Origin of the sequence: Mycobacterium attenuatum (assembly GCF_900566085.1) — a bacterium.
Classification (GTDB): domain Bacteria; phylum Actinomycetota; class Actinomycetes; order Mycobacteriales; family Mycobacteriaceae; genus Mycobacterium; species Mycobacterium attenuatum.
Genome location: NZ_UPHT01000134.1, coordinates 1 through 10,964 on the forward strand (window position 1 = coordinate 1; position 10,964 = coordinate 10,964).

The 10,964-nt window shown below is 67.0% G+C and carries 7 protein-coding genes and 1 pseudogene; 2 read left to right on the forward strand and 6 right to left on the reverse strand.

Features of this window, described 5'->3' with window-relative positions; genetic code table 11:
- The 6 genes from EET13_RS21555 to EET13_RS21580 form a co-directional block, all read right to left on the reverse strand.
- On the reverse strand, positions 1–886 hold an 886-nt coding region (locus EET13_RS21555), incomplete at its 3' end, for a PPE family protein (protein WP_136623219.1).
- A 300-nt stretch (positions 887–1,186) separates the two neighbouring features.
- The gene (locus EET13_RS21560; protein WP_122444180.1) at positions 1,187–1,471 is read right to left on the reverse strand and encodes a WXG100 family type VII secretion target; all 285 of its coding nucleotides are present in this window, start codon (positions 1,469–1,471) and stop codon (positions 1,187–1,189) included.
- Positions 1,472–1,487: 16 nt separating this feature from the next.
- Positions 1,488–1,784 (reverse strand): WXG100 family type VII secretion target, encoded by a 297-nt coding sequence (locus tag EET13_RS21565; RefSeq protein ID WP_122444181.1) that lies wholly within the window; start codon positions 1,782–1,784, stop codon positions 1,488–1,490.
- A 135-nt stretch (positions 1,785–1,919) separates the two neighbouring features.
- On the reverse strand, positions 1,920–3,467 hold the full coding sequence (locus EET13_RS32410; RefSeq protein ID WP_122444182.1) for a PE family protein: 1,548 nt from the start codon (positions 3,465–3,467) through the stop codon (positions 1,920–1,922).
- A gap of 195 nt (positions 3,468–3,662) precedes the next feature.
- The gene (locus EET13_RS21575) at positions 3,663–4,787 is read right to left on the reverse strand and encodes a PPE family protein (RefSeq protein ID WP_122444183.1); all 1,125 of its coding nucleotides are present in this window, start codon (positions 4,785–4,787) and stop codon (positions 3,663–3,665) included.
- A 19-nt stretch (positions 4,788–4,806) separates the two neighbouring features.
- Positions 4,807–6,573, reverse strand: coding sequence for a PPE family protein (locus EET13_RS21580; RefSeq protein WP_122444184.1), 1,767 nt, complete (start codon positions 6,571–6,573; stop codon positions 4,807–4,809).
- 323 nt (positions 6,574–6,896) lie between these two features.
- Between EET13_RS21580 and EET13_RS21585 the strand changes: the two are divergent.
- Together EET13_RS21585 and EET13_RS21590 are read left to right on the forward strand one after the other, a co-directional pair.
- Positions 6,897–10,168: pseudogene (locus EET13_RS21585) on the forward strand (helix-turn-helix transcriptional regulator).
- 166 nt (positions 10,169–10,334) lie between these two features.
- Positions 10,335–10,964, forward strand: a 630-nt coding sequence (locus EET13_RS21590; RefSeq protein ID WP_136623218.1) for a PE family protein, incomplete at its 3' end; no start/stop codon positions are given.

Consider the following 10,964-nt stretch of genomic DNA (forward strand, 5'->3'; position numbering starts at 1 on the left):
TCCCGGCACCCAGACCCGCGCCCCCACCAAGGCCCTTCATCGGATTGACATCACTGACGAACTTCGGCGCATCAGCAAGACCCTCCAACGCCGTCGCCCCCGCCAACCCCGCCGTACCCGCATTGGCAGTGCCGCCCAACTGCATCAGTGGCCCAAGCATCATGCTGGCCGGTTGCGCCGCAACCTGGGCCACCTGCATCAACGACGACAACGGCAACGACGAGGCCAACGACTGCACCCCGGTCACCACACCCGGAACCCCGGCCACCGCACCCTGCAACGCCGGCGACACCGCCGCCGTAGCCGCCGTCGCCAGCCCCGTCACCTGCGCACCCACCTGCGAGGCCAACCCCGCCAAATCCAACGGCGGCACACTAAACGGCATCAACTCCGCAGCCGCCGCCCCCGCCCCCGCGTGATAGCCCACCATCGCACCCACATCCTGAGCCCACATCTCGGCGTAATCGAACTCAGTACCCGCAATCGCCGGCGTGTTCTGCCCCAAGAAATTGGTCGCCACCAACACCCCCAACAACACCCGATTCGACGTCACCGCCGCCGGATGCACCGTCGCCGCCAACGCCGACTCAAACGCCGTCGCCGCCGCCACCGCCGACGCCGCCGCCGTCGCCGCCTGCACCGCCGCCGCGCTCAACCACCCCACATACGGCGCCGCCGCAGCCGCCATCGACACCGACGCCGGACCCGCCCACGGCCCACCCGTCAACCCGGCAACCACCGCATCAAACGACGACGCCGACCCCGCCAACTCCGCAGCCAACCCCTCCCACGCCGACGCCGCCGCAAACAACGGCCCCGCCCCCGCACCAGCAAAGATCCGCGCCGAATTGATCTCCGGAGGCAACCACGCAAATTCAGGAATCATTTCCAACCCCAAACCAACCAGCCGCACCAACGGCACCGACAACCAACCAACCCACGGCCGGATCGTAAGACAACCCACACCGAAAAACTCCAGATTCGCCGAACGCTGAAATCTCACGGTCATTCGGTGAATTCAGGCGGCCTGGCCTACCCATAGTCCATCCAAACGTTCATTCCAAGTCCCGCACTGCAAATCTTGCGGCTGGTACGCGGTTGGCATGGTGAGGGCGCGGGTAACACCGGGGTTGGTTGGTGCTACCCGCGCCCTATGAGCCGGCTGGTGATGTCGGCTCGGTGCCTGTCAGGCCCAGCTGGAACCGACGGCGGAGTCGGTTTGGGCCATGTTGGCGCCGGCGGCTTGGACCTTTTGGCCGTGGGCGTTGGCCTGTTCGTAGATCACCTGGAAGTTGCGCCCGAGCTCAGTGATGAACTCCTGACACGCCACCGACCCCGCACCACCCCAGAAGTCCCCGGCGGCCAACACATCACGCACGATCGCCTGATGCTCGGCCTCCAACGAAGCGGCCTGCGCCCGGATCAACGCCCCATGGGCATCCACATCACCGAACTGATAATTGATCGTCATCGCCGAAAACCCTTACCTAACTGCTCAACACCTGCTGCGACGTCTGCTCTTGCTGCTCATAGTTATTCGCGTCGCGCACCAGCCCGTCACGCACCCCGTCCAACATGTTGACGATATTGCGAAACGCCTGATTCATCTGACCCATCGTGTCCAACGACGTCGCCTCGGCCAACCCACTCCAGCCCGCCCCGGAAATGTTTTGCGACGACGCCCACATCCGACGCGCCTCATCCTCAACGGTCTGCGCATGCACCTCAAATCGACCCGCCACCGCTCGCATCGCATGCGGATCCGTCATAAACCGACTAGCCACTGCACCTTATCCTTTCGTGAATCGGACTCTTGATTGCCGTTGCCTGGACCGGATGTCGTTGCGCCGCATACCCGTGCCCGCTGTGCCGGGTGGGCCGAGGGGTGAGGCCGCTTCTCAGACCGTCTCTCGTGCCCGTCACATGGCGGGCGGAACGGGCACGGGGGCACCGATTGCCTGCGCGAGCTGTTCGGGCAGGAACGTCAGCAACGCGGGCAGGATGCCTCCAAAAGTCGTGCCGCTGAGCGGAAGTGTCCCCGGCCCCAGGATTGGGATGGCGAGTGACGCGGATTCAGGCGGAGCCAGAATTCCGCCCAGCGGGATATTGGTGATTGTTTCGATGCCGTCGAGCGAAACTGACAGGGGTAGTGTTGCGTGTCCGTTGAGAAAGCCATTCGCGACGACAGCCGGAGCATCGATGAGCGCGGTGACGGCCCCGAGCATGTCCCCGGTTTGCATTGCACCGATAACCGCACTGGCGCTGGAGCCGAACGCGTTTGCTGTGGCGACCGCCGGACCTATCGCATCGAGAGTGAGCACCAACGGCGAACCAACATGGAGGACCCCGATATTTCCATCCAGGGTCTGGGATGTGTCTGTCAGCGTCTGGATAACATTGGTGAGGTTCTGCGAAATCTGAGCCGGAATGGATCCGGCGGGAAGCAGATTGGTGAAATTCTGCGCCATCTGTCCGGGGATGGCCAGGGTTGGCATCAGATCCCCCAAGGTGCCCACCGGCGTGATGACGACGAGATTCGTGTCGGGGTCGATAGTGCCGACAGTCCCCGTCAGGAAGAGCTTCCCGAAGCCGGTCGAGATGTCACCCACCGCACCGTTGACGTTGCCGGCCGCAAGATCCTGTAAGGCGGCCTGGAAGGCGCCCGGCAGGCCGGCCACCCCGGTACCGAAGTCCTGAGCGGCACTGTGCAGTGCCGTGCCGAGCGTCTGCGCGTAGCCCATCTGTTGGTTGATGATCGGCTGCAGCAGCCCCGCCGGGTCACCGGACAGCAGATTCTGGATGGCCGCCGGCGCCGTGGCCAGCTCGGCGGGGAAATCCTGGATGGCGCCGCGCAACGCGGTGGTAAGCGTCTGTTGATAGCCCGTTTGGTTGCTGAGGAACTGATGCAGCAACGGCTGAGGGTTGGCCGCGATGGCGCTTTGCAGGCTCTGCAGATTGGCACCAGTGGTGGCCAAGAGCGTTTGGTACGGGCCGGCGACCGTGGCTCCGAAGGTGGCCAGCCCGGATAGCCCACCGGTCTGAAGTTCCCCGAGCCCCGTCTGAAGGCCACCGATCGCCTGCGAAATGGCTTGTGCGCCAGTCTGAATCTGGCCATTCACCTCCTGGCCGACGTTGCCGAGCAGCTGAGTCACCCCACCGGCGCCGCCGAGCAGAGCCTGCTCGGCGTTGGCCGCCTCGGCGCTCAGGTATGCGCCGGCACCAGCATTCAACAGGCTGACGAACCTCTCGTGAAATGCCTGCGCCTGGGCACTGAGGGCCTGAAACTCGTTGCCGAAGTTGCCGAACATCGAGGCGATCGCGATCGACACCTCATCCTGAGCCGCCGCCGCAATCCCCGTCGTGGGCCCCGCCGCGATCGCAGCGGCTTCAGCTAGGGACGACCGAAGACCTGCCAAATCGTGGGCCGCGCCCTGCAGCAGTTCCGGCGCCGTGATCACAAAAGACATATCAAACTCCTTTGAATCGCCACTTGATGATCGGCTAATAATCCATTTGTCAAGCGGCTAAAGAATCTTACTGACAAGTAAGTCGCTAGCCCTTAGTTGGTCCACTGCCAAGAGGCCACGACACCCAGCGAAGTGAGCGGGATCACTTGTCCAGATGGCGAAACCCCGGAAATCACCCCACCTATCCGGGCCCCCCTATCCGATCCCGGTCCGCGGCACCACGCTGGGCCGCGGCTGCACCACATGCGCACCCGACCCACCGCGGCCGACCATGCCCGCGGCCATCCCCCCGCCACCCGTGCCGCCCATCGGCAGCGGCATCATCGGGACTCCACCGGTGCCCCCGGCCGCCTGCGCCGGCTCGGCAGCAGCGCCACCCATCGCGCCCAGCCCCGGCATTACCGAGCTGGCCAGCCGCGCCGGCATCGACCCTGACCACGTCGGCGGCACCGACATCGCACCCACCAGCCGCGCCTGACCCACACCCGCCGATATCCCCGCGCTCACACCCTTGGTCGAAGGCGCGGAGTCACCAACAAATTTCGGCGCATCGACACCCGGCCCGGCCGCCGCTGCACCGGCCAACCCGGCGCTATTTGCCCCCTGCGCCAACGACATCAGCGGAGACATCAGGATGCTGAGCGGATACATCGCGACCTGGGCCAGCGACGTCAGCGACTGCACCGGCACCGCCGACGTCACCGACTGCACCGCGCTCACCAGGGACGCAGCCGCGCCCACGGCGCCCTGCACCACCGGAGCCACCGCCGCGCCCAGCTGCGACGCCAAGCCCGCCACATCGACGGGCGGCCCAGCAAGGGAGGTCAGCGCCGCGGCCACCGACATCGCGCCCGCGTGGTACCCCACCATCGCGGCCACGTCCTGTGCCCACATCTGTGTGTAGTCGGACTCGGCGGCCGCGACCGCCGGGGTGTTCTGGCCCACGAAGTTCGTCGCAACCAATGCCCCCAGCAGCACCCGATTCGCCGTCACCGCCGCCGGATGCACCGTCGACGTCTGCGCCGCTTCGAACGCCGTCGCCGCGACTCGCGCCTGGGTGGCCGCGCCCTGGGCCTGCGCTGCTGACGCCGCCAACCACGAGACGTAGGGCGCCGCTGCCGCGGTCATCGCCAGCGCCGCCGGACTCAACCAGTGCCCAGCCGTCAACCCTGAAATCACTGCGTCGAACGACGATGCAGCGGCTTGCAGTTCCGCGGTCAGCCCCTCCCACGCCGCCGCGGCGATCAACAGCGGTCCCGAACCCGCCCCGCCATACATCAGCGCGGAATTGGTCTCCGGCGGCAACATCATGAAATCCATATCCGACCCCGCAACCGAACTATTTGAAGAATCCGGACTGTGCATCGGTCTTGTTGAAGAATCCGGAGTCGTCGTTACCGGAGTTACCGATGCCCGAGTTGAACACATTGGAATTGGCGATGCCGATATTGTCGAATCCCGTATTACCAACGCCGGCCAGGAAACTGCCAGTGTTGTTGATACCCACATTGTCACCATTGCCCGAGTTGTGAAAACCCGATTCAAAGGCGAGGCCGCTGTTCTGAAAACCGGAGGTATCGCCGCCGGAGTTGAAAAATCCCGATGAATCCAGGCCGGTCGTGCCGAAACCTGAGTTCTTGACTCCGACCGGCGTCAGCATGCTGCCGAAGCCGGTGTTCAGGCTGCCCGAGTCGAAGCCGCCGGTGTTGCTGGCGCCGGAATTAGCCCAGCCGGTATTGATGGATCCCGCGTTGAAGTCGCCGGTGTTGATCGAGCCCGCGTTCCAGCTACCGGTGTTCTGGAAGCCCGAGTTTCCGAAGCCGAAATTCTGGGAGCCGCCATTGGCCAAGCCCATGTTATTGGCCCCGGCGTTTGCCAAGCCGAGGTTATTGAAGCCGGCGTTGACAAAACCGGTATTCCCTTGGCCCGCATTGGTGAAGCCGGTGTTGAAGCTTCCGGAATTCTCGACGCCGAAGCTGTGACTGCCCGAGTTGAAGATGCCCACGTTTCCGGTGCCCGAATTGAAGAAGCCGACGTTTCCGCTTCCGGAGTTTCCGAATCCGATATTGCCGCTGCCCGAGTTCAGCGCACCAAAGCCCACCTGGTTGTCCCCGGTGAGACCAAACCCGATGTCGTTGTTGCCCGTGTTACCGAAGCCGAAATCGTGGTTTCCGGTGTTGCTGACGCCGATGTTACTGCTGCCGCGGTTGCCGAAGCCCATATTGTTGTCGCCACGATTTCCGCTGCCGACGTTGGAATTTCCGAGGTTTCCGTTACCGAGGTTTCCGTTGCCAAGATTTCCGCTACCGACGTTCCCGGTGCCGATATTCCCGTTTCCGGTGTTGGTGCCGCCGGAGTTGCCGCTGCCAAAATTCTGGTCGCCCCGATTGCCGTTGCCGACATTGCTGTTGCCGGAATTCCCGTTGCCGAGGTTGGTATTGCCGGCGTTCCCACTGCCGACGTTGTGGCTGCCGTTGTTGCCGCTGCCCAGATTGTTGTCGCCGTGATTACCCCCACCCAGGTTTCCGCTACCGGCATTGCCCACGCCGAGATTGGCGAGCATGCCCGGCAGCGTTTGCAGTGCCTGCTGCAGACCACTCTGCATAGGCGCCAGTTGGGCGACCACCGCCGCGGCCTCGCCGTGGTAACCAACCATCGCGGCCACATCCTGTGCCCACATCTGTTCGTAAGCGGTCTCGGCGGCCGCGATCGCCGGCGCGTTCTGGCCGAACAGATTGGACACCACCAGCGAAACCAGTTGATTGCGGTTGGCCGCCACCGCCACCGGATGCACCGTCGCCGCCACCGCCGCCTCGAACGCCGACACGGCCGTGCGGGCCTGACCCGCCGCGCCCTGGGCATGAGCCGCGGCCGCCGACAGCCACCCGACATACGGGGCCGCCGCCTCGACCATCGCCGTCGCGGCCGGGCCCTGCCACACCGCCCCCGTCAACCCTGACGTCACCGAGCCGAAGGAACCGGCCGCCGAGCCCAGCTCACCGGCCAGCCCGTCCCAGGCCGTCGCTGCCGCCAGCATCGGTCCCGCCCCGGCACCCAGATACACCCGCGCCGAATTGATCTCCGGCGGAAGTATCACAAAGTTCATCACGACCATCCCTCGGTGCAGGCGCGGCGATCTTCGTCGCGACCCGGTTAAGTGCGAGTCAAGGATGCGGGCCGCACCGGCCGGCGAACGTCGGTCACAACGCGCAAATCCACCCGCCGCGGGGGTCGTAGACGGACGGCGGCAGGGGTCGTAGCCTCGCCCCACCGTGCTCTGTCGTGGCACTGCCCTGCGACCGCGCGGCCGGGAGGGCATCACCGACATTTTTCGACTCATGTTGAACCGATGCCGGTCGCACCGCGTGACACTGAGTTAGTCGCGGTATACCTACCTGGAGACAGCCACGGATCGGGTTGCATATGTGCGTGAGCGAGTTCCTGCCGACGAGCACAGTGACCCTATTGCTCGCCGACATCCAGGGCTCGGCGCAGCTGTGGCAGACCCAGCCCGAGGCGATGGCGCGGTCGCGCGCCTCGACCGCACCGCATCCGAGCTGGTCGCGGCCCATGGCGGGGTGGGTCCCGCCGAGCCAGGCTTCGATGGCTTCGATGGCTTCGATGGCTTCGTGGCCGTGTTCCCGCGCGCCACCGATGCCCTGGCATGCGCAGTCGATCTGCAGCAGGCACCACTGGCGCCGATCCAGCTACGCGTCGCGGTGCACACCGGAGAGGTGACGCAGCGCAAGCCGGGCAACTACGCGGGGCCGGCCCTCAGCCGGGCGGCGCGACTGCGGGATCTGGCGCATGGCGGCCAGATTGTGCTGTCGGGCACTACCCACGACCTGGTCATCGACGAGCTGCCGGCCGATGTGTGGCTGAAAGACCTGGGCACCCATCGGCTGCGCGGCCTGGCGCGCCCCGAGCGGGTAGCGCAGTTGTGCCACCCCGATCTGCGGGTCGAGTTCCCACCGCTGCGCGCGCCCGATAGCATTGCGCTGCATAGCTTTCCGGCACACCTGACTCGGTTCGTCGGGCGGGCCGCGCAGATTAACGACGTGTGCAAGTTCCTGGCCGACCATCGGCTGGTCACCCTGGCGGGTGCCGGCGGTGTCGGCAAGACGCGGCTGGCGGTGCAGATTGCTACGGCGGCTTCGGCGGAAGTCGGCGGCGGGGCGTGGTTTGTCGATCTGGCACCGGTGAGCGATCCCGACGTGGTGCCGGTCGCGGTGCTGCGGGCGCTTGGCCTGCCGGACCAGCCCGGCCGGTCCGCGCTGGACAGCCTGGTGCGATTCGTCGGTGACCGGGACTTTCTGGTGGTGCTGGACAACTGCGAGCACTTGGCCGACGCGTGCGCCGCGCTGGCCGGCGAACTCCTGGGGGCGTGTCCGCGCCTGACGATTTTGACGACCAGCCGAGCCCCGATCGGGGTGCCCGGCGAACTGACCTGGCGGGTGCCGTCGCTGTCGCTCGCCGACGAGGCGATCGAACTGTTCGTCGACCGTGCGCGGCTGGCCCGGCCGGAGTTCGGTGCCACCGCTGCCGACGTCGATGTGGTCGGCGAAATCTGTGCCCGTCTCGACGGCTTGCCGCTGGGCATCGAGCTCGCGGCGGCGGCCGTGCGGGTGATGTCGCTGAGCGAGATCCTCGACGGCTTGCGTCACCGCTTCCGGCTGCTCACCGATGGCACGCCCACCGCGTCGCAGCGCAGGAAGACCCTCGGGACCTCCGTCGGCTGGTCGCACACATTGCTGACCGAACCCGAGCGCGTCCTGTTCCGCAGGCTGGCGGTGTTCAACGGCGGCTTCGACCTGGAGGCCGCACGGGCCGTCTGCGCCGACGATGACCTGCATCAGCATCAGGTCCTCGACCTGCTCACCCGGCTCGTGGACAAGTCGCTGGTGGTGGCCGAACCGGCCGGGGACCGGACCCGCTTCCGGATGCTCGAGACGGTGCGCCATTATGCGCTGGCCAAGCTGCGCGACTACGGCCCGGACGCAGGGGAAGCTGATGCGATGCGCGCCCGCCATCGCGATCACTATGCCCGGCTGGCCGCCCTGCTGGACAGCCCGGGCGAGAAGCGTGATCAGCGCCAAATCGAGCAGGTGGAGATCGAGATCGACAACCTGCGGGCGGCGTTTGCCTGGTCGCGCGAAACGGGTGAGACCGATCGGGCGCTGGAGCTCACGTCGTCATTGCAGCCGCTGTGGCTGACGCGGGGACGCATTCAAGAGGGGCTGGCCTGGTTCGACGCCGTCCTCACCGATCACGACATGAGCGCCGTCGCGGCGGTGGTGCGCGGGCGGGCACTGGCCGACAAGGCGGCCCTCGACGCGTCGCGCAGCGTGCACGACAACCTCGATCAGGCGCAACAAGCCGTCGCGATCGCGCGCAAGCTCAACGACCGCGCGCTGCTGGCCCGCGGGCTCACCGCCTGCGGCGCGATCAGTTCCTACAGCGCCGACGCGGCCCGGCCCTACCTCGCCGAGGCGCTCGACATCGCCCGCGAACTCGGCGATCGGTGGCGGCTCACCCAAATCTTGACCTGGCAGGCGTACGGCGCGTTCTACGCCGGTGATCCGGTGGCCGCGCGCGCTTCCTCGCAGGAAGGGCTCGACCTTGCCGAGGCCATCGGCGACCAGTTTCACGCGCGCTCGTGCCGCTGGACCCTCGGGCTGGCGCAGCTGATGGAAGGCGATGTGCCCGACGCGATCGCCCAATTCCGCGCGGTGACCGCCGACGCCGACGCGGCTCACGACGTGTTGTTCCGGTGGGGCAGCCGACTGGCCCTCAGCCAGGCGCTGGCCTTCCGCGGTGATACCGGGGCAGCTCGGGCCGCAGCCACCGCGTCGCTGTCCGCCGCCGCTGACCTGTGGCCGTACAACGAAGGCTTCAGTTATGCGGTGCTGGCCACCGCGGCAGTGGCCGCAGGCGATGTTGCCGCGGCGGCCGAGTCGAGCGAGGCGGCGCGGCAGCGCCTCGGTGTGCAAGGCCAACTCGCCGGCGCAAACACCAACCCGATGGCCGAAGTTGCCTTGGCGCGTGGGGATCTGATCACGGCGGGACGCTGGGCGGACCAAGAGGTCGCGGCGTCGGCGGGCTGGCACCTGGCCCGGGCACTGACGACGCGTGCTCGCATAGCGATCGCCAAGGGCGACCCCGATCAAGCCGAACGCGACGGCCATAAGGCACTGGTGTGCGCCGCAGAACACCAGGCAAACCTGGCCGTCCCCGACATCCTCGAGTGCCTGGGACGACTGGCCGCGGACGGCATGAGTCACCGGGATGCGGCGCGGCTCTTCGGCGCGGCACACGAAATCCGGCGACGCTTCGGCGCCGCGCGGTTCGCCGTCTACGACGCCGATTACGAACGAACCGTCGCGATCACTCGGGACGCCCTGGGGCAGCAGGCCTTCGACACCGCGTGGGCCGAAGGGACCGGCCTATCGATCGACCAAGCGATCGCCTACGTGCGACGCGGCCGCGGCGAACGCAAGCGCCCAGCCAGCGGCTGGGCATCGCTGACCCCCACCGAACGCGACGTCGTGCGACTTGTGGCCGACGGACTGGCCAACACCGAGATTGCCGCGCGGCTGTTCATCTCCCGACGCACGGTGCAAACCCACCTCACCCACGTGTACGCGAAACTCGGCATCAACTCACGAGTCCAGCTGGCCCACGAGGGCGCCAGCCACGGCTGAGCCACGGCGTCCAGTCACACCCCGTTCGCGGGAAATCTACGACCCGTAACTCGGGCCATCTACGTCTTCTGACCGACGTTCTTGGCCGTCTCGTTGCTCATCCTTGACGCATTCGCGTGCGGCGCGGAGTTCCCCGGAGCACTCGATGACGACAGGGAGGATAGCGATGTCGTTTGTGTCAGTCGACCCGGAATTCCTGGCGTCAGCGGCAATCGATGTGGAGAACATCGGGTCGGCGTTGAGTGCGGCCAACGCGGCGGCCAAGGCCCCGACGATCGGGGTGCTGGCCGCCGGCGCCGACGAGGTGTCGGCGGCGGTGGCGTCGCTGTTTTCCGGACACGCCCAGGTCTATCAGACCCTCAGTGCCGAGGCCGCGCGGTTTCACCAACAGTTCATGCAAGCGCTTTCCACTGCTGGGACGACCTATGCGCGCGCCGAGGCGGCCAACGCCTCCCCGCTGCAGAACCTGCTCGACGGGGTCAACGCGCAGGTGCAGGCGGCTACGGGGCGCCCGCTGATCGGCAACGGCATCAACGGCGCCCCGGGCACCGGGCAGAACGGCACACCCGGCGGCTGGTTGATCGGCAACGGCGGTGCCGGGGCGTCCGGAGCCACCGGCGCCAACGGCGGAGCCGGCGGCACCGGCGGGGCCGCAGGGCTGATCGGCAACGGCGGGGCCGGCGGGGCCGGCGGATCCGCCACCACCGGCACCGGCGGCGCCGGCGGCAACGGCGGCAATGCGGGGCTGTTCGGCGCCGGCGGGGCCGGCGGGGCCGGCGGGGGCTCGATCCAGGGG

Coding starts and splice junctions, on each gene's coding strand:
- EET13_RS21560 (WP_122444180.1), bottom strand. CDS start 1,471: ATGACGATCAATTATCAGTTCGGTGATGTGGATGCCCATGGGGCGTTG.
- EET13_RS32410 (WP_122444182.1), bottom strand. CDS start 3,467: ATGTCTTTTGTGATCACGGCGCCGGAACTGCTGCAGGGCGCGGCCCAC.
- EET13_RS21575 (WP_122444183.1), bottom strand. CDS start 4,787: ATGGATTTCATGATGTTGCCGCCGGAGACCAATTCCGCGCTGATGTAT.
- EET13_RS21580 (WP_122444184.1), bottom strand. CDS start 6,573: ATGAACTTTGTGATACTTCCGCCGGAGATCAATTCGGCGCGGGTGTAT.